A 22,568-nucleotide genomic window follows, 5' to 3' on the forward strand; every position below is an offset into this window, starting at 1 on the left:
CGCGAGGACGCCAACGCCGAGGAGGACTTCGCTCTCGGCGGCTACCGCGACCGCCTGATCGTCGAGCTGGCCCAGAACGCCGCCGACGCCGCCCTGCGCGCCGGCGTCCCCGGCCGTCTCCGGCTCACCCTGCGCGACGGCGTGCTGAGCGCCGCCAACACCGGTGCCCCCCTCGACGCGACCGGCGTCGAGGGCCTGTCCACGCTGCGCGTGTCCGGCAAGCGCGACGAGGCCGGCTCGATCGGCCGGTTCGGCGTGGGCTTCGCGGCCGTCGTCTCCGTCTGTGACGAGCCGCTGATCGCCTCGCGCGCCACCGGGGCCGTCCGCTGGTCGCGGGCCGAGACGACGGAGCTGGTCGCCGCCGAGCCCGCCCTGTCCCGCGAGCTTGCCGGGCGTGACGGCCATGTCCCGCTGCTGCGCCTGCCCTTCGAGGCCGGGCCGGTGGAGGTGCCCGACGGCTACGACACCGTGGTGCGGCTGCCGCTGCGCGACAAGACCGTCGAGCAGGCCGTGCGCCAGATGCTCGCCGAGACCGGCCCTGCGCTGCCGCTCGCCATGCCCGCGCTCGCCGAGATCGAGGTCGAGGCCGACGGCGAGTCCCGCACGATCACCGCCGACGGCTGGCAGGTGGTCGAGGCCTCCGGCGACTTCAGCGCCGAGCAGGTCGCCGAGCTGTTCGCCGACCGTCCCACCGAGGAGCGCGCCCGGCCGTACTGGCTGGTCCGCTGGGCCGTGCCCGACACCCAGGGGCGGCTGCCCAAGGACGTCGCGCCCGTCGTCCACGCGCCCACCCCGAGCGACGAGCCGCTCGACCTGCCCGCGCTGCTGATCGCCACCTTCCCCCTGGCCACCGACCGGCGGCACGTCGCGTCCGGGCCGCTGACCGACTACCTGGTCGAGCGCGCCGCCGAGACCTACGTCGAGCTGCTCAAGACCCTGCCCAAGACGCCCCGCCTGCTCGATCTCGTGCCCGGCCTGATGGGCAAGGGCGAGCTGGACGCCGCGATCCGGCGGGCCATCCTGCGCCGCCTGCCGGACACGCCCCTGCTGCCGGCGATCTCCCCGCCCGCCGACGCCGAGCCCGCCGACCGCTCCGGCGATCTGTTCGTCGTGAGCGGCCGTGAGGCCTCCGTGGTCGAGGGCCCGGCCGAGTTCCTGGACAGGATCGCCTTCGCCGTGCCCGGCCTGCTGCCCGCCGGCTGGGCCGGGCGTCACCCCGCGCTCACCACCCTCGGCGTGCGCCGGGTCGAGCTGTCCGACGTGGTCGACATGCTGTCCGGCGACGCGATCGACGACAGGACGCCCGCCTGGTGGCATTCGGTGTACGACGTCGTGCCCGCCGACGACCGCGAGGCCCTAGGCGCGCTGCCCGTCCCCCTGGCCGACGGCCGCCTCGTCCGGGGGCCGCGCGGCACGCTCCTGCTCGGCGACGCCTCCTCTCTCGACGCCTCCCTGCTGGCACCCCTCGGCCTGCGCGTCGTCCATCCGGAGGCCGCGCACCCGCTGCTTCTGCGGCTCGGCGCCGCCGAGGCCACCCCGGGCAGCGTCCTGGACGACCCGCTCACCCGCGCCACCGTCTCCGAGTCGCTCGACAGCGCCGATCCCGAGCCGGTCGCCCAGGCCATCCTCGCGCTCGTCGAGGCGGCCGGGCTGTCGGCGGGCGAGGCCCCGTGGCTGTCCGCGCTCGCGCTGCGCGGCGCCGACGGCGAGCTCTACCCCGCGGGCGAGCTGCTGCTCGGCGAGGGCTCGCTGGCCAAGCTCATCGACCAGGACGTCCCGTTCGGCGTCGCCGCCCCCGACCTGGTCGAGCGGTACGGCACGCACGTCCTGTCCGCGGCCGGCGTCCTGGACGGCTTCGCCGTGGTCAACGACTCCGACGTGCCGCTCGACCCCGACGAGTGCGACCACGAGCTCGACGCCGAGGACGAATGGCTGGAGGCCGTGCTCGACCTGCTGCCCGAGACGATCGTCCCGCCGGTGGCGCGTGAGTTCACCGCGGTCCGCGACCTCGAATACGTCGCCGACTGGCCCTCGGCGCTGGCGCTGCTGTCCCGCCCGCCGCTGCGGGCCGCGCTCCAGCCGCTGCGCGCGCTCGCCGACGGGCAGATCGTCGAGGTCCCCTCGTACACCGCGTGGTGGCTGTCGCGCCACCCCGTCCTGGACGGCCGGCGCCCGACCTCCCTGCGCCTGCCCCACGGCGACCCGCTGCTGTACGGCCTGTACGGCGACGCGCCCGAGGGCCTGGACACCGGCGCGCTGGCGATGATCGGCGTGCGCACCACCCTCGCCGACCTCCTGGCCTCGCACGGGGGCCCGGACGAGCTGCTGGACCTGCTGGCCGACCCCTCCCTGGAGGTCGACCGCGCCCAGCTCAGGTCGCTGTGGATCGCCCTGGCCGCCGTCGAGCCGTCCCGCGTCGCCCCGCCGGCCGCCGTCCGCGCCGTGCTGAACGGCCGCATCATCGTCGCCGACGCCGAGGACGGGCGCCCGCTCGGTGGTAACGGCCCGGCCGACGCCGACGTCGAGGGCCTGGTCGCGGCCGGCCCGCCGGTCGTCGTCGAGGCCCCCGACCTGCTCGCGCTCGTCGCCTCCCGCCCGCTCGTGCTGGCGCCGTTCGACCTCGCCGAGGCCCTCTCGGAGCTGCTCGACGTCCCCGTCGCGGGGGAGGAGGTCGCGGGCGAGGTCACCTCGACCGGCGAGCAGCGTCCCGTGCCCGTCCAGGTGCGCTCGCTGCTGCCCTCCGCGCCCGCGACGTACGTCGAGCACGCCGAGCTGAGGGTCGACGGCGTGCCGGTGCCGTGGCGCTTCTACGAGGGGGCCGTCCACGCGACCGGCGTCGAAGGGCTCGCCCGCGGCCTCGCCTGGGCGAGCGGGCAGTGGGGAGACCGGCTCGCCGTCGCCGCCCTGCTCCGCGACCCGGACGCCGTGCCCCTGCTCCTGGCGGAGGCCGACCTCGACAACTAGCCGATCCGCGGCCTCGCGCACCCGGGGCCGCCGGACGCGTCCGGCTCGGAGGTGCGTGCGGATCAGGAGGACGGAGCCCTCGCCGGCAGCGGCGACGGCTTCGACCTCACGATCGTCCGCTACCGCCGTCCGATGCCCGCTCGCTGACGCGCGACGAGCCGTCGCCGGCCGGAGCCTGGGCCCGTGCGGCGGCGCGCCGGTCGCGGCGCCAGACGTAGAACATCCCGAACAGCCCGAGGCCCACGCCTGCGACGCACGTCCAGATCCACCAGCGATCCTCCGGGGGGATGCCGAGGGCGAGCAGGACGACCAGCGCGACGATCCACAGGCCCGTGCCCGCGAGAATCGCCGCGATGTCGTTGGTCTCCAACGGGGCGGGATCCGGGGGGCTCGGCTCGTTCACGCAGTCCAGCCTAGGCGAGAACCCCCGGCGCGGTGCGCCCGGGGGCGGCGATCTTCGCACAGGATCCGAACCGCATACAAGTTGGTCTCGAAAGGACTACGAGCAGCTCAGGACTCTTCTCCCCTCTCAGAGGGCCTGCCACTCTGCCCGCGTGAGCGAGATAACTGCCCCCACATCCCATCCGACCGGTGTCGTCGGCCGGCTCGACCGGTACTTCCACATCACCGAGCGGCGGTCGACGATGAGCCGCGAGATCCGCGGCGGCCTGGCCACCTTCTTCACCATGGCCTACATCGTCGTGCTGAACCCGCTGATCCTCGGTGGGGTCAAGGACGCCGACGGCCAGTACCTCGGTGACGGAAGCGCGCCCAACTACGCCCTCATCGCCGCCGCCACCGCCCTGACGGCCGGAGTGCTGACGATCCTCATGGGGTTCGTCGCCAAGGTGCCGTTCGCCCTGGCGGCCGGCCTGGGCCTGAACGCCTTCGTCGCCTTCGGCATCGCGTCCCACATGTCCTGGGAAGACGCGATGGGCCTGATCGTGCTGGAGGGCATCGTCATCACGATCCTGGTCCTCACCGGGTTCAGGACGGCGGTCTTCCACGCGATCCCGGCCCAGCTCAAGACGGCGATCAGCGTGGGCATCGGCCTGTTCATCGCGCTGATCGGCTTCGTCGACTCCGGATTCGTCCGCAAGGCCGCCGGGACCCCGCTGGAGCTGGGCATCGGGGGCTCGCTGACGAGCTGGCCCATCTTCGTCTTCGTCGCCGGCCTGCTGATCACCGTCCTGCTGGTGGCCCGCAAGGTCAAGGGCGCGATCCTCCTCGGCATCGTCGGCACGACGATCCTGGCCATCATCGTCGAGGCCGTCGCCAAGGTCGGGCCGTCGCTCGGCGGCAAGAACCCGCTGGGCTGGAGCCTCGTCGTCCCCACGCTGCCCGAGAAGGTCTTCGGCATCCCCGACCTGAGCCTCATCGGGCAGTTCAGCCTGTTCGGGTCGTTCGGCAGGATCAGCGTCGTGCTGGCCGTGCTGTTCGTGTTCACCCTGCTCATCACCGACTTCTTCGACACGATGGGCACCATCGTGGGCGTCGGGGGGCAGGCGGGGCTGGTCGCGCCGGACGGCACGCTGCCGCGCACGCGCGAGATCCTCCTGGTCGACTCCATCGCCGCCGCCGCCGGCGGCGCCGCCTCGACCTCCTCCAACACCACCTACATCGAGTCGGCCGCGGGCGTCGGCGAGGGCGCCCGCACGGGCTTGGCGAGCGTGGTCACCGGCATCCTGTTCCTGCTCGCCGTCTTCCTGTCGCCGCTGGTCAACGTCGTCCCCTACGAGGCCGCCGCCCCCGCCCTGGTCGTCGTCGGCTTCCTCATGATGACCGCCATCCGGGAGATCGACTTCACCGACTACGAGATCGCCATCCCCGCGTTCCTCACCGTCGTCCTGATGCCCTTCACCTACTCCATCTCGAACGGCATCGGCGCGGGCTTCATCACCTACGTCCTCATCAAGGCCGTGAAGGGCAAGACCCGCGAGGTCCACCCCCTGCTGTGGGTCGTCACCGCCCTCTTCGTCATCTATTTCGCCATCGGCCCCGCCAAGATCCTGCTGGGCCTGAGCTAGCGCGGGCGGCCGTTCCGGCGCCTCGCGCGTCTCCGGGGCGGCCGTACTGAGCGACCTGCGTCGCCCCGAAATGGTGCCGGGCCTCGCTCGGGCCTTCGCCACGGTCCCGGCCGGGGCGGTGGCCGCGATGTCGGTCCCCATCGTGGCGATCAGCCTGTACTGGTTCTTCGACCGCGTTCCTCTGCCGCTCACGACTTGGTGCTCGGGCTTCGCGGCAGGACGCTTGCATTCGGGCCGGGAGTTACTTATAACTGTAGTAAGAGGTTTTCGAGGAGGCAGGCTTGAGGAAACCTGCCTGGTTCAGTGGAGGTGGTGACCGATGTTGCTGACGTCGATCGACCCGTTCATCCAGGAGTTCGACCGGCAGTTCGACAGGTTCGCGCGGCAGGCCCTCGGGACGGGCGAGAACGGGGCGCGGGGAGTCATGCCGCTGGACGGCGTCCGGCGCAAGGACGACGTGCTCCTGAAGTTCGATCTCCCCGGCATCGACCCGGACTCCATCGAGGTGACCGTCGACCGCGGCGTGCTTTCCGTCAGCGCCTCCCGCGCGGAGGAGTACGGCGAGGACGACCGGCTCTTCGTCCGCGAGCGCCCGATGGGCTCCTTCACCCGCCGGGTGTACCTCTCCGAGCACCTCGACAGCGACAAGATCGACGCCGCCTACTCCAACGGCGTGCTGGCCGTGCGCATCCCGGTGATCGAGAAGGCCAGGCCCCGCAAGGTGGAGATCCACAAGGGCCAGGAGGTCAAGTCCATCAAGGCCTGAACGCCCTGATCCGCACACCGACATCTCGACAGGGTGGGTGCCGCGCCGGCGCCCACCCTGTCGGGGTTCACACGACACCCAGGAGGTCCGGACGTACCCCCGGAAGGAGCCGACATGGTCCGACTGCCCTTCGACGACGAGCACGCACCCCTGTACTCGGTGGGGCAGGTGGCGGACATGCTCAACGTCGAGCAGGCGTTCCTGCGGCGGCTGGACGAGTACGACGTGGTGCGCCCCGCCCGCTCGAGCGGAGGCCAGCGCCGGTACAGCCGCCACGAGATCGGTGATGTGCAGGACGCCATCGCGCTCGCCGGCGAGGGCATGACCCTGGTCGCGATCCGCCGTATCTTCGAACTCCAGCAGCAGGTCCGCGACCTCCAGGCCGAGCTGGCCAGAGAGCGCGCCCTGCGGCGGGATCCCTCGTAGTCAGCGTTTGACGGCGCGGAGGACGACGAACTTCGGGTCGCTCGCCGCGACCTCGCAGTTGCCGAAGAGGCGGCGTAGTTTCGCGTGGTACCCGAGGTGGCGGTTGCCGACCACCCAGAGTTCGCCGCCGCGGCGCAGGGCCGCGCGCGCCCCGTTGAACATGCGCCAGGCCGTCGCGTCGCTCGTCGCGCGGTGGGTGTGGAACGGGGGATTGTTCAACACGAGGTCGACCGACCCGTTCGGGATGCCCGACATGCCGTCGGTGGTCACGAACTCCGCGGGAGCCTCGACGTTCGCCCGCCACGTGGCCTCGGCGGAGGCCAGCGCCTGGTAGGACTCGTCCACGAAGACCACCTCGGCGTCGCCGTTGTCCAGCGCGGCGGCCAGCCCGAGGACGCCGTTGCCGCAGCCCAGGTCCACGACGCGCTCGCGCCCCCGCCGGTGGGGGAGGTTGCGCAGGAAGAAGCGGGTGCCGATGTCGAGGCGGTCGGCGCAGAAGACGCCCGCGTGGCCGACGACGGTCCTGCCCGACACCGCTCCGACGTCCTCGGGCAGCCTGTGGCTTCGGGGCCACGGGTTGGGGGGCGGGGTGAGCCCGGGGTCGGGGGAACAGAAGACGAGCCGGGCCTTCTTCACCGCCAGGGACGTCCTGGTGGGCCCGAGGATCCTCTCGAACGCCCGCAGCGTCGAGGTGTGGATCTCGGTGACCATTCCCGCCGCGACGACGACGGTGCCGGCGTGCAGGTGCGGCGCGAGGCGGTGGAGCTGGTCCTCCAGGAGCGCCAGGTTCTTGGGCACCCGGACCAGCAGCACGTCCACGCGCTCGGGCGGGGGGTCCTGGGTGGTCAGGAGCCGTACGGCGGCCGCGTCCACGCCGTTGCGCGTCAAGTTCGCCCGGGTCGCCTCCTGGGTGAGGAACGAGTCGGTGATCTGCACGGGGTGGTGATCGGCGAGCGCGGTGACGAGCGCGCCCCAGCGGTCGCCCAGCGCTACCACGGTGCCCGACAGGTCCACGGGGGCGGCGTCGACTCCGCCGAGATGGCGCAGCAGGTATTCGTCGGCGGCGTCCCAGGCGCGGAGCGGGTCGCGAGGGTCCTCGGGGAAACGGGCGAGGTCGAGCTCACCCCTCGACGTCGTCATCCGGTTCATCGCGCCCCAGGCTAGCGAGTCGCCCGGCGTACCGGGTAACGAGTCGCCTGGCGCGGGTGATCCCGTGAGCCGGTTACGGCGGGCCGGTGGTCTTTCCGGGCCGGAGCTCCTTCGTGGCCGGAGCTCCCCCGTGCTCCGCCGGGGCGGGCCGAGCACGGGGGGAACTCCCTGGCCGGCCCCTGGGGGCCGGCCGCCGATCATGGCCGGGCGGGCCGGATCGGACTCCGAAGCCTGCGGCGGGCCGCGCACGATGCGGCGTGCCCGGCCCGCCGCAGGCCGGTCTCGGGCAGGCTATTTGGCGGTCACCTCGGTGACGTACGTCCCGCAGGTGAACAGGGTGGTCGTGGCGGGCGGCTGGAGGCCGCCGGCCGACGGGTTCTGCTCCGGCAGTCGCTGCAGCGCCTCCACGTCGAAAGTCAAGATTTCTCACCTCCTCGCTGGGTCGAGGGGTCCCGCGGCGGGTTCGCCGGGGAGGTCTGGTGGATGTGGTGGTCGCCCGGCCTCCCGCGCAGCACGATGACCCCGTCGCCCGCCACGGGCACCGCGCGGGTGTGCGAGGTCTCGCCGTCGGCGAGCCGTTGCCAGGCGCCGCCGGGCAGCCGCCGGATCTCCAGGGCGAGGCGCTCGGAGCCATAGGGGGCCGTCAGGCTGGTCACCGTACGGCCGTCGGGGGAGGCCTGGTAGGAGGTGCGGAACCGCATGTGCTCCACCGAGGCGGTGGCGGGGGCGAGTTCGGGGGCGTTCACGTGGCCCCCTCGCCGTCGGCAGCCGGGGCTGTGGCGAGCACCTGCCGGCGAGAGGTGGCCTGCGAGGCCGGGGCCGTGGCGAGTGCGGGGAGCGTGGGCAGCCACAGGCGCGGGCCGCCGTCGCGCAGCCGCGTCAGCAGGGCGAGAAGGCCGCTCAGCCCGGTGCCGTAGGCGGCGCTCGCCGTCCGGCCCGGCGCGTCCGCCACGACCAGGTGGCCGTCCTGGTCTGTCGGGCGGGCGAGCGCGCAGGCGGCGAGTTCCGCGGCCTGGTCCCGGTACCGGGGCTCGCCGAGGGATTCGGCCAGGTCCAGGAGGAAATCGGCGTCTCCGGCGAGGCCGTGGCAGGCGACCGGGTACGCGCGCCAGCGGTTGCGGTACACGGCCGAGGCCGCCTCGCGCGCCAGTCCGGCGAACCGCTCCTCACCGGTGACGGCCGCGAGGCGCAGCAGGAACGTGCCGACGCCCGACGATCCGCTGCACCAGTGCGCCACGGGGGTCTGGTCGTGCGGGCCGGCGGGCCACCAGGCGGCGCCGTCGCGGCGGTCGGCCAGGCTGGCGAGGGTCATGCCGGCCTCGATGGCGAGGCGCAGGAGGTCCTCGCGGCCGGCGGCCGTCCCGGCGGCGAGCAGGAACGTTGCGATCCCCGCCGTGCCGTGGGCGAAGCCGTAGTGGGTGGCACCGGCCAGCTCCGAGCGCAGGCTCGCGGGGATCGGCCAGTACACGCCGCCGTCGCGGCGGGTCACGGCGGTGGCCAGCCCGTCCGCGCAGGCCAGGGCGCGCTCCCGGAAGGACTCCTCGCCGGTGGCCTGCCACAGGTGGAAGTGGGTGAGGCCGGCTCCGGCGGCGCCGTGGCACACGTCCGGGTTCGGCCAGGTCGACGGCAGGTTCCGCGCCTGGGTGAGCGCCACGGCGGCCAGGTCCTCGTCGCCGAGCGCGCGGGCGGCGTCGTACAGGGCCCACGCGACGCCGGAGCGGCCGAAGTACAGGCCGGGCAGGACGCGGTCGTCGCCGGTGAGCCTGACGCGGATCCATTCGGCGGCGCGGCTCAGCGGATCCTCCAGGCCGCCGTACAGGGTGTGCGCGCGGGCGAGCACGCCGAGGGTGCCGGCCGCGCCGTGCTGCACGGTCAGGGGGTCGCCGTCGCCCTCGCCGGGCCACAGCCGGGCCTCGCCGGGCCTCATCGCCGCCACGACGAACGCCAGTCCATCGCGCAGGACACGCTCAGCCCGGTCGCCCGGCCCCGTCCGCGCGTCGCGGGACGACGGGAGGGCGGGCGGGGTGGCGGGCGGGGTGGCGGCGCGGAGGAAGGCGTGGACGCGGTGGAGGCGCCAGCGGGCGTCCGGGCTGTCGGTGAGCAGGCCGAGCAGCAGGGGACGGAGCCGTCGCACCGCGCCGTTGGTGGCGGCGGCGAGGTCGATCAGCTCCTCGGCCGGGCCGGCGCCGGGGTGCCGCGGGCGGCCGTCCACGACGTCGTACGCGGACACGGGCGGGTTCGCCCCGGTCAGCAGCAGGAACAGCAGCGCGCCGAGGGCGTACCGGTCGGCCGCGAATCCGGGCGCCGGGCCCCACGGCGGGCCGTCGATCTGCTCCGGGGCGGCGTAGCCCGGTGTGAAGGCGGCCTGGACGAGATCGCCCGGCCGGGCGGCCATCTCCAGGTCGATCAGGCGGACCTCTCCGCCGGGCTCGACCATGACGTTGCTCGCCGTGAAGTCGCGCAGGACGTACCCGGCGGCGTGCACGCGGTCGAGCAGACCGGTCAGGCGGCGGGCCATGCCGATCGCCACCGTCCAGTCGGGTTCGAGCGTGTCCTGGTCGTTGCGCGTGAGCCGCTCGTGCACCCAGCCGGCGAGGGTGGTCCCCGCGATGTGCTCCTCGGCGAGGAACAGGTCGCCGGCCTGCCGGAACAGCTTCACCGGACGCGGGGTGACGCCGAGCTCGGCGAGGTCGGCCAGCACCTGCGCCTCGTGGCGCAGGCGGTCGCGCGCGTCCTCGCCGGTGAGGCCCGAGGCCACGTGCCGCCGGGCCTGCTTGACCACCACGGTCGCGCCGGTCCCGGTGTCCGTGGCGAGGTACACCCCGCCGCGGTTGGCGTGCCGGATCGCCTCGTGGACCTTGAACCGGCCGTCGAGGAGCACCGCCCCGGACGCGTCGCCGTCGTGCGGCGCGGCCGGTGCCTCGACGGGCGGGACGGCCCACGGCGGCGGGCTGAACCACGGGTCGCGCCGGTCGTCCACGAGGACGCCGGTCGGGGAGACGATCACGTGCCGGATCCGTCCGTCGTCGTCGCGTCGCGTGACCCCGCGGAACGCGCCGTACCGGTAGTGGACGAGGCTGCCGGGCGCGTACGGCCGGTCGGACAGGATCCGCGGGCCGGGCAGACCCAGCGTGGCCTCGTGCAGCTCGGCGGCGACGCGGCGGAAGTGGTCGTCGTCGAGGGGGTAGGCCGTGACGAACTTGCCGGAGGCGCCGCGCGCGGTGTGCGCGCCGCCGAGTTCGAGCACGCGGGCCAGGGTGGGGGCGAACTTGAACGCGCACCCGTGGCGGACGAGCACCCGCGCGGCGCGCCGCAGGACGTGCGGCGCCGCCAGCGCGGTCGTGGAGACGTGCAGCTTCCAGCCCTGGCGGGGGTACCGGTAGCCCACGGGCTCGACCGCGCACCACACGTCGTGGTCGCGTACGACCCAGCCTGGCGGGTCCTGCTCGTCGTCCCTCACGCCCTGCCGGCCCAGGATCGCGCGGACGACGTCCGTAAGCGGGAACCCGTCGTCCGGCGCCGGAGCAGATCCGGCCGCCGCGATACCCATCACGCCCCCCCGAGTTCGTTCGTGACTGTCGAACCCGGGTAAGGCTGTCCGGCGGGGGCGCCGGGGCGCATCCGTGTGCGCTACCCGGTTTGCGGCGGGGAGTTTCGGCGGTACTGGGTGTGGGCGGGTGTCGTCGCCGTTCGCCGTGCCGGTCTGGGGGCGGGGCGTGGGTTCGTGGGATCGGCGGGGAAGTGTGCTGGTCAGCGGGCTGAGTGGAAATATGGGTATTCAGCACCCATGTCCGGACTAATGGCGTCCTGGCACAGTCGGGCTCATGTCCGGAACGCCGATATTCGCCCCGACCTCAGTACTGGCCCCCGATTGGTGGACCCCCGCCCTCACCCTCACCGAACGCACCACCCCGGCCGACACCCGCGCGACGGCGCCGGACTGGGTGGCGGATACGGAGGCGGCGCTGGCCCTGCCCCTCGGCGGTCCCGAGGGCGGCGCGGTGGTTCCCGGTCGGGTCCCCGGTGCGCAGGCGGCCTCTCACGGTGCCGGCGGTGAGGCCGTGGCCCGGGGTTCGGCGGCCGGTACGGAAACCGTGGAGCCCGGCGCCCGTCCGGAGCCGGACGGGTTCGGGGCGGTCGTGTGGCCGTTCGTCGCCCACGCGCGCCGTGAGCTGGCCGGACGGCCGGCGTTCGGGCCCGGCGTGGACGTCCAGGCCGTGATGGACGCCTTCGCCGCGCGGCTCGGCGCCCGCCTGGTCCGCGCGGCGAGCCGCACCCTGGTCCTGGAACTCCACCGGGCCAGGAAGGCCGGACGGCTCGCCGGGGCAACGCCCGAGCGGCGGTTCGACGACTTCGTGCGCCTGCACTCGACTCCCTCGGGCCTCGCCCACCTGCTCACCGAGTACCCCGTGCTCGCGCGGCTGCTGGCATGCATGAGCCGGCAGGCCGTGGACGCCGCCGCCGAACTGCTCGGACGCTTCGCCGCCGACCGCGCGCAGATCGTCCGGCGCCTGCTCGGCGGCGCGGATCCGGGACCCCTCACGTGCCTCGCCGAGTCCGGCGACCGTCATCGGGACGGCCGGGCCGTGGCCGTGCTGCACTTCGCCTCCGGGGCGCGCGTCGTGTACAAGCCGCGTCCGATCGCCATGCACGGGCACTTCAACGACCTCGTCCGCTGGCTGGGCGCGTCGGTGCCGGGGCTCGGCCCGCGTACGGTCGCGCTGATCGACCGGGGCGAGTACGGCTGGGCCGAGTTCGTCCACGCCCGTCCTTGTGACACGGCCGCGGGCGTCGATCGCTTCTACTACCGGCAGGGCGCGCTGCTGGCGCTGCTGTACGCCCTCGGCGCTACCGACATGCACTTCGACAACGTGATCGCCTGCGCCGACCAGCCGGTGATCATCGATGCGGAGACGCTGCTGCACCCGGCCCTCCCCGCGGCCCTGGGCGACGCTCCCGACCCGGCGATCGCCGCGCTGACCACCTCGGTGATGGACACCATGCTGCTTCCGCTGCCGCTGGTCGGCGACCAGGGGGCGGCGGACATGTCCGGACTCGGCGGGGATCACAGCGACCTGTTCCCGGTCGATGTGGTGAGCTGGGACGCGCCGGGCACCGACGAGATGCGGCTGGTCCGTCGTCCCGCCCCGTTCGCCGGCGGTGCCAACCGGCCGACGCACGACGGCGCCGCCCCGGATCCCACCGACCACCGTGACGCGCTGCTCGCGGGCTTCCGTGCCGCCTACGACGCGATCGTGGCACACCGGGACGACCTTCTCGGCCTGCGCGGCCTGCTGAACCGGTTCGCGGACGACGAGGTGCGCGTGCTGACGCGGCCCACCCACGTGTACGCCTCACTTCTGGACGAGTCCACCCATCCCGACGTGCTGCGCGACGCGGTGGAGCGGGACCGCGTGCTGGACCACCTCTCCTCGACGGCCGCCGTGCCGGTGCACCGCCTGACGGTCGGCCACGAGCTCGCCGAGCTCTGGAACGGCGATGTGCCGCTGTTCGCCGCGCGGCCGGGGAGCCGGGACCTGTGGACCGGCACGGGGGAGGTCGTTCCCGGCGTACTGGACACCTCCGCCCTCGACGCGGCCGCTCGCAAGATCCGCGGCATGGGCCCGGCGGACCGTGACGACCAGGAATGGATCATCAGAGCCTCCCTCGCGACCCGCCGCACGACCCCGATCCACGAATGCCCCGCCTCCGAAGGACCCGCCGGGGAACCCGTCTCGGAAGGACCCGTCTCGGAAGGATCCGCCGGGGAACCCGTCTCGGAAGGACCCGTCTCGGAAGGATCCGCCCCGGAAGGATCCGCCCCGGAAGGGGCCGTCCTCGATCGGGATCGGCTGGTCGCCGCCGCCCGCGGCGTGGGGGACCGGATTCTCGGCCGTGCCTACCAGGACGGGGGACGGACCAACTGGCTCGGCCTGGAGCCCGCCGGTGATCGCCGTTGGACGATCATGCCACTCGGCGCCGGCCTGGCCACCGGCTACACCGGCACCGCCCTTTTCCTCGCCGAGCTGGCTGATATGACCGGCATCGAACGGTATGCCGCCACGGCCCGCCGGGCGCTGGAGCCGCTACCCGGCCTGCTCGACGCCCTGACCGGCCGGCCGGACCATATCAGCGCCATCGGCTGCGGTGGTTTCTCCGGACTGGGCGGCGTCGCCTACGCGCTCGCCCGCCTCGCCGCCCTCCTGGACGACGCCACCCTCGCCGCCTGCGTGGAGCCCGCGGTGGATCTCGCCGCGCTCGCCGTGGACTCCGACGACGAACTCGGCGTCGCGGAAGGCAGCGCCGGGTGCCTCGCGGCGATGCTCTCCGTCCATGAGCTCACCGGTTCGCCCGCCGCCCGGCGCACGGCGATGGCGTGCGCGGACCGCCTGCTCGAACACCCGGCCACCGCGACCCTCCCGCCCGGCTTCGCCGAGGGCGCGGCGGGCGTGGGGTGGGCGCTGCTCCGCTTCGCCGCGTCCGGCGCGGACGGCCGCCCCGCCGAGCACGAACGCCTCGCCGCGCACGAACGGCCGGCCGAGCATTGCCGACCCGCCGGGCATCACCGCCCCGCCGAGCGGGACCGCTTCGCCGAGTACGGCCGTGAGCTGCTCGTACGCGCGGCGTCGAGCGTCCCCGCGGCCTCGTCCTGGTGCCGTGGCGCTCCGGGCGTGGCCCTGGCGCTCGCCGGTACCCCGGCCGTGCTCACCGACCCCGCGATCGCCGCGACGATCGACCGGATCACCGCCGGGATCGCACGCGGGGGACCGCTCGCCGACCAGAGCCTGTGCCACGGCGAGTCGGGCCGTCTCGAACTGCTCACGGTCGCGGCGCGGCTCGGACGCCCGCCTGCCGTCGCCGCGCGGCTCCGTCAGGGAAACGCGCTGCTCGCGGCCCTGGAAACGTCCGGCCCGCGCTGCGGCGACGCGGACGTCGCCGGCCCCGGCCTGCTGCACGGCCTCGCCGGAATCGGGTACGCGCTGCTCCGGCTCGCCGCGCCCGATCTGGTGCCTTCGGTGCCGCTTCTTCAGGCACCGGACCGTAGGACGGACGCCTGACGTCAGGCGTCCGCGAACCATGAAGGGGGAGAAGGAAGTATGCGCAACAGTGATGCGGCTTCGCCGTCGGCGGAGCTGAAGACCCGCGAAACCGTCGAGGCTAATCGGGCCGGCGACGACCACGAGGCTCGCGCGGGGCAGGGGCCCCGCGACACGGGCGACGCCGGGCACCCGGCGGGAGAGATCAAGATCAGCGTGCTCAGGCGGACCACGCTACGGGCCGGGCTGCTGGCCGGGTTCATGGTCGGGGTCGGCATCACCATCGACCCGACGCACAGCACCCATTCGACGGCTCTCTTCTGACAGGGCGGCGGGGGCGCCGCGTCACCGCTCGGCGCCCCCGCAGTCCGTCCGGCCGACGAGGCCCGTGAGGCGGAGAGCCCTGCCGGGCCCGTACGTCGGGGCGGTCGAAAGTACCGGACGCCGGTGCCCGCCGGAGAGCGACGCGGGTGAAGGAGCGGGCAGCGGCTGCCCCGCGTGCCGGGGGCGCGCTGCAATCTGGAGTCGATCGTTCGTTGACGGGGCTCGTTAGCCTCGATCCATGCGCGTTTCCTCCCCCGTCCTCGTCGGCCGCGGCGACGAGCTGGACCTGATCAAGGGCCGGCTCGCCGCCACCCGTGATCGGCGCGGCGACGCCGTGTTCGTCGTCGGTGAGGCGGGCATCGGCAAGACGCGGCTCGTGGGAGAGTGCGCCCGTCACGCCGCGGACGCGGGCATGGTGGTGCTTCGCGGGCGCGGCAGCGCGGTCGGCCCGGCGGTGCCGTTCCGCGCGGTCACCGAGGCGTTGCTCTCCCTGCTCCGCGCGGCGGACGTCCCGCTGGACGACTCCGACCTCGCGCCGTACCGCCCCGCGCTGGCCAGGCTCGTCCCCGACTGGCGCGGCCACGCGACGCCCGGCACCGGCGAGTCCGTCATCGTGCTGGCCGAGGCGGTGCTCCGCCTGCTCGCGATCATCGGGCGTGATCGCGGCTGCCTGATGATCCTGGACGACCTGCACGACGCCGACGCCGAGACCCTGGCCGTCGTGGAGTACCTCGCCGACAACCTCGCCGACCAGCCGGCCGTCCTGCTCGTCACCCTGCAACCGGGCGCGCACGCGGCGGGGGACGTGAGCCGGGCCGCGGTGGTCCGGCGGGCCGCGACGGCCGTCACCCTGCGTCCCCTGGACGAGGAGCAGGTGCGGGCCCTGGCCGCGGCCTGCCTCGGCATCGACGCCGGCGACCTGCCCGGCCCCGTCTCCGACCGGCTCACCCGCGACGCCGACGGCATCCCGTTCGTCGTCGAGGAACTGCTCGGCGACCTGCTGGACCGGCGCGTCCTCGTCAGGGACGGCGGCGGGTGGCGCCTGACGGCCGCGCCGGGCAACGAGGTGCCCTCGAACGTCCTGCACGGCGTCGCGCAGCGCGCCGCGGGCCTCGCCGCCGCGACGCAGGAAGTGCTGCACCTGGCCGCCGTGCTCGGGCGTCAGTTCCCCGTCGAGGCCGTCCGCGCCGTGCTCGGGCTGGACGAATCCACCCTTTTCGGCCACCTGCGCGCCGGCGTCGACGCCCAGCTTCTCGTCCCGGACCCGGCCATGCCCGACTGGTACGCCTTCCGGCACTCCCTGATCGCGGACGCGCTGCTCGCCGTGCTGCCCTCGGCGGAACGGGCCTCGCTCGCGCGGCGGGCGGCCGACGCCGTCAGCGCCGCGCATCCAGGGCTGCCGGACGACTGGTGCCAGTTCGTCGCGGGCCTCCGCCTGGCGGCGGGGGACGCGCACGCCGCCGCGCTGCTGCTGGCCGAGGCGGGCAGGCGCGCCCTGGCGGCCGGGGCCACCGCGTCCGCGGTCACCCTGCTCGAACGGTCCTACGAGCTGGTCCCGGACGGCACCCGCGCCGACGACCGCGCCCGGGTACTCGAATCGTTCCTCCAGGCCCTGGCCGAGGCCGGGCAGGCGGACAGGGCCTTCACCGTCGCCGCGCGGGCCACCTGGGCCAGCGTCGCCACGCTGAGCGCCGAGCCGCACGTGGCGCTGCACGCGAGGCTGGCCTGGCTCGCCGTCGTGACCGGACGCTGGGCCGAGGGCGCCATGTCGGTCAAGACCGCGCGCGCCGTGCTCGGGGCCTCGCCCGAGCCGGGCCTGGTCGCGCGCATCGACGTCGTCGAGGCCCACCTGATCCTGAACGCGGGGCTCGGCCTCGACCGCGCCGCCGACGCCGAGCGGCTGGCCCGCCACGCCGTCACGTCGGCGGCGGAGGCGGGGCTGCCCGAGGTGGCCTGCCAGGCGCTGCAACTGCTCGCGATGATCGCCCGGCGGCGCGGCTTCGACGAGGCGGACGCGCACCTGAGCCGCATGCTGGCGCTCGCGGAGCGGCACGACCTGCGCATGTGGCAGATCAACGCGCTGTTCCGGCTCGGCGTCAACGAGAGCATGCGCATGGACGAGCAGGCCCGCCTGGACCAGGCCCGTCAGGCGGCCCGGCAGACCGGCGCGATCATGCTGGGGTACAGCATCGACGTGGTCTTCGCGATGCGGGCGGTCATGCACGCCGACTTCGAGGAGGCGCGGGCCCTGGCCGACCGCTGCGCGTCCGCGACGGCCCGGCTGCGCAACGTCGACGACCAGCAGTTCGCGGTGCTGACCGCCGCGGCCGCCGCCGCCCACCAGGCCAGGCGGCAGGAGATGGAGTCCCTGCTCGCCGAGTTCACCCGGCTGGGCGGCGCGCGGACCCAGCAGGCGCCGCTGGTGTCCGGGTTCTGCCAGGCGACGTGCGCCCTGCTGGAGGAGGACCGGCAGCGGGCGATGGACGAGCTCGACCAGGCATGGGCGTGGGAGGAGGAGAACCCGCCGGTCTTCTACCTGACCGGCCGCCACGGCCTGCGTCCCCTGCTCCTGGCGCTCGCCTCGGCCACGAGCTCCGCCGAGGGCGCGCCCGGCTCTCGCGACGCGGGCCTCGCCGAGTACACGGCAGGCGCCGCCAACGCCGCGGCCGACCTGCGGTGGAACCGGCAGTTCCTCCACCTGACGCACGCGGTGCTCCTCGGCAGGGACGGCCACCACGACGCCGCGGCGACCGCGGTGGCCGAGGCGATGGAGACCGCGGCGCCGTACCACATGGCTCGCCACCTGGGGCTGAGGCTCGTCGCCGAGGCGGCGCTGGCCGACGGCTGGGGCGACCCCGTGACCTGGCTCCACACCGCCGAGGAGTACTTCCACCAGGTGGACGTTCCCGCCGTGGCGGCCGCGTGCCGGGCGCTGCTCCGCAAGGCGGGCGTGACGGTGGCGCAGCGCCGCACCGGCCATGACCGCATCCCGGCCGAACTACGCAAGCAGGGCGTCACCGTACGCGAGTACCAGGTGCTCCAGCTGCTCACCGACCGCCACAGCAACCACGACATCGCCCTTCGCCTGCACCTGTCGACCCGCACGGTGGAGAAGCACGTCGCCAGCCTCCTCGCCAGAACGGGCCGTCCGAACCGCGTGGACCTCGCCGCCTACGCGACCGAACTGTCCGAACGCGAGCGCTGATCGGGCCTTCCCCGGCCGTGGAACGACCTCGCGCGACCATGGGGTTCGCGGACGCCAAGGCGCTGGTGCGCGGGGCCGGTTCGGTTAGGGTGTGGTGTGGCCGGCAGGGGGCGGCGGACGGTGCCGGTGGAGCTTCTGCCGCACCTCCGCCTGGCGCGTGACCGCATCGACCGCGACTACCGGAGCGATCTCGATCTCGACCGGCTCGCGGCCGTCGCCGGTATCTCCAAGTACTACTTCGTCCGCTGCTTCGAGGCCGCGTACGGCGAGACGCCGATGCGTTACCTCACGCGCCGCCGGCTGGAGCGGGCGCAGGATCTGCTGCGCGTCGCCAACCTGACGGTGACCGAGATCTGCATGGCGGTGGGGTTCACCAGCCTGGGGTCGTTCTCGTCCAAGTTCACGCAGCTCGTGGGGGAGAGCCCGAGCGCGTACCGCGACCGGTGGGCGGCGCGCGGCGGCCCCCACATCCCCGGCTGCTACCTGTTCATGAACGGGGTGCTCGACCTGACGAGCACGACGGCGCCCGAGCATCCCGGCGACGCCCCCGACGCCCCCGACGCCCCCGACGCCCCCGACGCCCCCGTCGCGCCCGACGACCCCGCCGGCCACGAGGGCGTCGAGCAAGATCGCTGATTGTGCAATTTTGGAGAAGTCGCAGTCCACAGGCGTGGAGTAGCTTCTCCCGCATGATTACGAACATCTCGCTGACGACGATCTACTGCCTCGACCAGGACAAGGCCCTGGACTTCTACACCAACGTCCTGGGCTTCGTCGCCCGCGACGACGTCTCCATGGGCGACGGCTTCCGCTGGGTCACCGTCAGCCACCGCGACCACCCCGAGACGCAGATCACGCTCATGAAGCCGGGCCCGCCGCTGGACGCCGAGGCGGCGGACTTCTACCGGCGGCAGCTGGAGAAGGGGCAGAGCGGCGGCCTCGGCCTGCAGGTCGACGACTGCCGCAAGACGTGCGAGGAGCTGAGCGCCAAGGGCGTCACCGTCCTGCAGGAGCCGCAGGAGCGGCCGTACGGCGTCGAGGCCGTCATCCGCGACAACTCGGGCAACTGGCTCGTCCTGGTCGAGCCCCGGGCCTACACCAACGAGGAGATCAGCAAGGGCTGGTGATCGCGGCCGGAAACCGACCGCGGTCGTCCCTGGCGTCGGGCATGGAGGGCGGGGAGACCCCCTCCAGCCGCCCGAGCTCCTGATCGGCGGTTCTTCCGGCTGGTCCGCTGACGGGTGATGTCCTTTTCACCCGCTGGACGGGGAAATGTAATCCGGCATCCCTAGTATTGCTCTTTGTCCATACAAAGGATCATGTGTCGTATGGCGTGAGAGCTGAACGGGGTGGGCGGGTGGCCATAGCGCAGGGGGCGCTGGATCACCGGTATCGGGGGGAGCATCCGCTCCGCACGCTCGCGTACCTGTTGCGCGAGGACCGCGGGTCCGTGGCGCTGGCCGTCGGGGCGTTCATGATCAAGCACAGCCCGACGTGGCTGCTGCCGCTGGTCACCGCCAACATCGTCGACGTGGTGGTGGGACACCAGCCGATCTGGCGGCTGTGGGCGAACACCTCCGTCCTGCTCGTCCTGCTGATCCTGAACTACCCCTTCCACCTGGCCTACGTCCGCCACCTGAGCGGGGCGATCCGCCGGATGGGGACGAACCTGCGCTCGGCGCTGTGCCGCCGCATGCAGCAGCTCTCCATCGGCTACCACTCGCGGGTCAGCGCCGGGGTGCTGCAGACCAAGGTCATCCGGGACGTCGAGAGCGTCGAGCAGATGCTCCAGCAGGCGGGTGACCAGGGGCTCGCGGCCCTGTGGATGCTCACCGGCGGCATCGCGATCATCGCCTTCCGGGTCCCGGCCGCGCTGCCGGTGTTCCTCGTGGTCGTGCCGGCGGCGTCGCTGCTGGTCATGCGGATGCGCGGCCGCCTGCGCTCGAACAACGAGACCTTCCGCCAGGAGGTCGAGCAGCTGTCCTCCCGGGTGACGGAGATGACCCATCTCATCCCGATCACCCGGGCGCACGGCCTTGAGCAGGACGCGCTGCGCCGCATGGACGGGACGCTGTCGAACGTCCTGCGGGCGAGCCTGCGCCTCGACCTGCTCAACGGGCGGTTCGGCTCGCTGGCGTGGATCACCCTCAACGCCCTCGGCGTCGGCTTCCTCGCCGCGTCCGCGTACGTCGCGTACTACCAGGTGCTGCCGATCACTCCCGGCGACGTGGTCATGCTCAGCACGTTCTTCGCGACGCTGACCTCCTCGGTCACCACGCTCATGAGCCTGACCCCGCTGATCAGCAAGGGCCTGGAGGCCGTGCGCTCCATCGGCGAGGTGCTCCAGGCGCCGGACCTGGAGAACAACGCGGGCAAGGCCGAGATCGACTCCGTGCGCGGCGTGGTGGAGTTCCAGGACGTCGGCTACACCTACGAGGGCGGCCGACCGGCGGTGACCGATTTCAGCCTCACCGTCTCTCCCGGGGAGACCGTCGCGCTGGTCGGTGCCTCGGGCGCGGGCAAGTCCACCGTGCTGAACCTCGTGATCGGCTTCCTGCGTCCCACGTCCGGACGGATTCTGCTCGACGGCCGCGACATGGAGACCCTCGACCTGCGCACCTACCGGCGTTTCGTCTCCGTCGTGCCCCAGGAGTCGATCCTGTTCGAGGGCAGCATCCGCGACAACGTCCTGTACGGCATGCGCGACGTCCCGGAGGAGACGCTCAGGGACGCCCTGCGGGACGCGAACGCGCTGGAGTTCATCGACCGCCTGCCCGCCGGGCTGGACACGGTGGTCGGCGAGCGCGGCGCGCGGCTGTCAGGCGGCCAGAAGCAGCGGCTCGCCATCGCCCGCGCGCTGATCCGCGACCCCCGGGTGCTGATCCTGGACGAGGCGACCTCCGCGCTCGACACGCGGTCGGAGGCGCTCATCCAGCAGGCGCTGGCGCGGCTGGTCGCCGGCCGGACCGTGTTCGTGGTCGCCCACCGCCTGTCGACCATCCGCACGGCGGACCGCATCGTCGTCATGGAGGACGGCCGCATCGCCGAGGTGGGCGCGCACGACGAACTGATCCGCCGGCGCGGGCCGTACGCGGGTCTCCAGGCGGCGCAGCTCGGCTGACCACGCCGGCGTCCGGGGTCCCGGGTGGCGTGGGGCCGGAAAGCTTGCCGTCCTGGGACGGGACCGGCGTGAAGCTTTGCCGGTCCCGTCCCCGATCACGCGTAAAACCGTTTGCGGCCACCGGAACCGCTGACTAGCGTCGGACCACTCTTCCCTCGCACGGATCGGACGATGGTCATGCCGTGGCGCGCCGCCGCCCGCCGCTTCCCGGTGCTCGCGATCCGCGACTTCCGGCTGCTGCTGGCCGACCGCCTGCTCGCCCCGGCGGCCGTCGCGTTCTCGATGGTGGGCGTCTCGTTCGCCGTCCTGGACATCACCGGGTCGACCGCCGACCTGTCGTACGTCCTGGCGGCGCAGATCGCTCCCTCCCTGGTGTTCACGCTGATCAGCGGCGTCATCTCGGACCGCATCCCGCCGCAGCGGGTGATCGTCGCGGCCAACGTCATGATCGCGGTCGCCGAGGGGCTGCTGGGCCTCCTCGTGCTCGGCGGCGACGCCCGGTTGTGGCAGATGATCCTGCTGGAGGCGCTGACCGGCGTCGGCATGGCGGTGTTCTGGCCGGCCTCGCAGGCGCTGCTGCCGAAGATCGTGCCCGACCCGCTGCTGCAACAGGCCAACGCCCTGAGCCGGCTGGCGATGAACGGCGCGCAGATGGGCGGCGCGGCCGTCGCGGGCGTGGTCGTCGCGGCGGTCGGGCCGGGCTGGGCGATGACCGTCTGCGGCATCGGCCTGCTCGGCACGATCCCGATGCTCCTCGCGATCCGCGCGCCCGGCCACCAGCGCGCGGCGGGCGAGGAGGCGGGCATGCTGCGCGAGCTGCGGGAGGGCTGGTCGGAGTTCCGCAGTCACACCTGGCTGTGGGCGATCGTCCTGCAGTACGCGGTCGTCATGATGGCCTGGTACGGGAGCTTCCAGGTGCTCGGCCCGCCGGTCGCCAAGGCCCATCTCGGCGGCCCGGCCGCCTGGGGGGCGATCGCGTCGGCCGAGGCGCTCGGGCTGGTCGTGGGCGGGCTGGTCTCGTTGCGGTTCACCCCGCGACGGCCCCTTCTGTTCGTGGTCTCCATCGGCGCGGTCGTCGCGCTCTCGCCGCTGTCGCTGGCCATGCGCTGGCCTCTGGTGGCGATATGCCTGGCCGCGGTGGTGCTCGGCGTGGCGATGGAGATCATGGTCGTGCAGTGGAGCGTCACGCTGACCCGGAACGTGCCGCCCGGCAAGCTGGCGCGGGTCTCCGCCTACGACGCGCTCGGCTCCGTCATGGCGATGCCGGTCGGCGCGCTGGTCGCGGGCCCGATCGCGGCCGAGATCGGGCTGTCGGTGACGCAGTACGGCGCGGCGGCCCTGATGGTGGTGGCGTCGGGGCTGGCCCTGCTCCCGCGGGACGTATGGACGCTACGCTCGCCCTCTCCCGGCGACGCTGCGGAGACGCCCCCCGTGCCCACGTCCTCCACCTCGGGCTGACCCGGTCCGCGGGCGGTGATCCGTCCCGGATCGCCCGCCCCGCCTCGCCCCGGTTGCGGAGCGCGCCCTGTATGTGGCAAGACGTAGCAGA

16 protein-coding genes are annotated in these 22,568 nt (G+C 73.6%); 11 read left to right on the top strand and 5 right to left on the bottom strand.

Annotation, left to right across the window (positions count from 1 at the left end):
- Window positions 1-2,964: sacsin N-terminal ATP-binding-like domain-containing protein (locus DQ384_RS35425; protein WP_245967014.1), on the top strand; the 2,964-nt coding region annotated here is incomplete at its 5' end.
- A 106-nt stretch (window positions 2,965-3,070) separates the two neighbouring features.
- Here the strand turns inward: DQ384_RS35425 and DQ384_RS35430 are convergent.
- Window positions 3,071-3,367: a DUF2530 domain-containing protein gene (locus tag DQ384_RS35430; RefSeq protein WP_114033316.1), complete on the bottom strand. Its 297-nt coding sequence runs from the start codon at window positions 3,365-3,367 to the stop codon at window positions 3,071-3,073.
- A gap of 241 nt (window positions 3,368-3,608) precedes the next feature.
- On the opposite strand from DQ384_RS35430, the gene DQ384_RS35435 reads away from it, so the two are divergent.
- The 3 genes from DQ384_RS35435 (at window position 3,609) to DQ384_RS35445 (ending at window position 6,183) form a co-directional block, all read left to right on the top strand.
- Complete coding sequence (locus tag DQ384_RS35435) at window positions 3,609-4,991, top strand: NCS2 family permease (RefSeq protein WP_245967027.1); 1,383 nt, start codon at window positions 3,609-3,611, stop codon at window positions 4,989-4,991.
- Window positions 4,992-5,310: 319 nt separating this feature from the next.
- Entirely contained in the window at window positions 5,311-5,757 is a 447-nt protein-coding gene (locus tag DQ384_RS35440; RefSeq protein WP_114033255.1) for an Hsp20/alpha crystallin family protein, read from the top strand.
- A gap of 114 nt (window positions 5,758-5,871) precedes the next feature.
- On the top strand, window positions 5,872-6,183 hold the full coding sequence (locus DQ384_RS35445) for a MerR family transcriptional regulator (protein WP_114033256.1): 312 nt from the start codon (window positions 5,872-5,874) through the stop codon (window positions 6,181-6,183).
- Here the strand turns inward: DQ384_RS35445 and DQ384_RS35450 are convergent, their stop codons facing one another.
- The 4 genes from DQ384_RS35450 to lanL all read right to left on the bottom strand — a co-directional run bounded on the left by DQ384_RS35450 (window position 6,184) and on the right by lanL (window position 10,882).
- Entirely contained in the window at window positions 6,184-7,323 is a 1,140-nt protein-coding gene (locus DQ384_RS35450; protein WP_114033257.1) for a methyltransferase, read from the bottom strand. It lies immediately after the preceding gene.
- A gap of 300 nt (window positions 7,324-7,623) precedes the next feature.
- Window positions 7,624-7,752 (bottom strand): ALQxL family class IV lanthipeptide, encoded by a 129-nt coding sequence (locus tag DQ384_RS42455; RefSeq protein WP_220183305.1) that lies wholly within the window; start codon window positions 7,750-7,752, stop codon window positions 7,624-7,626.
- Window positions 7,749-8,078 carry a hypothetical protein gene (locus DQ384_RS35455; protein ID WP_114033258.1) on the bottom strand — a complete coding sequence of 110 codons (330 nt, stop codon included), beginning with the start codon at window positions 8,076-8,078 and terminating at the stop codon, window positions 7,749-7,751. Before DQ384_RS35455 ends, DQ384_RS42455 begins: the two co-directional genes overlap by 4 nt.
- A complete protein-coding gene (lanL, locus tag DQ384_RS35460; protein ID WP_114033259.1) occupies window positions 8,075-10,882 on the bottom strand; it encodes a class IV lanthionine synthetase LanL in 2,808 nt (935 codons plus the stop codon). Before lanL ends, DQ384_RS35455 begins: the two co-directional genes overlap by 4 nt.
- A 274-nt stretch (window positions 10,883-11,156) precedes the next feature.
- Here lanL and DQ384_RS35465 point away from each other — a divergent pair, with 274 nt between their 5' ends.
- The 7 genes from DQ384_RS35465 (at window position 11,157) to DQ384_RS35495 (ending at window position 22,477) form a co-directional block, all read left to right on the top strand.
- A complete protein-coding gene (locus tag DQ384_RS35465; RefSeq protein WP_114033260.1) occupies window positions 11,157-14,390 on the top strand; it encodes a type 2 lanthipeptide synthetase LanM family protein in 3,234 nt (1,077 codons plus the stop codon).
- Window positions 14,391-14,429: 39 nt separating this feature from the next.
- Window positions 14,430-14,693, top strand: coding sequence for a hypothetical protein (locus tag DQ384_RS35470; RefSeq protein ID WP_114033261.1), 264 nt, complete (start codon window positions 14,430-14,432; stop codon window positions 14,691-14,693).
- 238 nt (window positions 14,694-14,931) lie between these two features.
- Complete coding sequence (locus DQ384_RS35475) at window positions 14,932-17,898, top strand: helix-turn-helix transcriptional regulator (protein ID WP_114033262.1); 2,967 nt, start codon at window positions 14,932-14,934, stop codon at window positions 17,896-17,898.
- A 126-nt stretch (window positions 17,899-18,024) separates the two neighbouring features.
- A complete protein-coding gene (locus DQ384_RS35480) occupies window positions 18,025-18,534 on the top strand; it encodes a helix-turn-helix transcriptional regulator (protein WP_245967015.1) in 510 nt (169 codons plus the stop codon).
- 53 nt (window positions 18,535-18,587) lie between these two features.
- Window positions 18,588-19,025: a VOC family protein gene (locus DQ384_RS35485; protein WP_114033263.1), complete on the top strand. Its 438-nt coding sequence runs from the start codon at window positions 18,588-18,590 to the stop codon at window positions 19,023-19,025.
- A 230-nt stretch (window positions 19,026-19,255) separates the two neighbouring features.
- Entirely contained in the window at window positions 19,256-21,019 is a 1,764-nt protein-coding gene (locus DQ384_RS35490; RefSeq protein WP_114033264.1) for an ABC transporter ATP-binding protein, read from the top strand.
- Between the two features lie 171 nt (window positions 21,020-21,190).
- Entirely contained in the window at window positions 21,191-22,477 is a 1,287-nt protein-coding gene (locus DQ384_RS35495; protein WP_114033265.1) for an MFS transporter, read from the top strand.
- Window positions 22,478-22,568 lie beyond the last annotated feature (91 nt).

Origin of the sequence: Sphaerisporangium album (genome assembly GCF_003323745.1) — a bacterium.
Taxonomy (GTDB): domain Bacteria; phylum Actinomycetota; class Actinomycetes; order Streptosporangiales; family Streptosporangiaceae; genus Sphaerisporangium; species Sphaerisporangium album.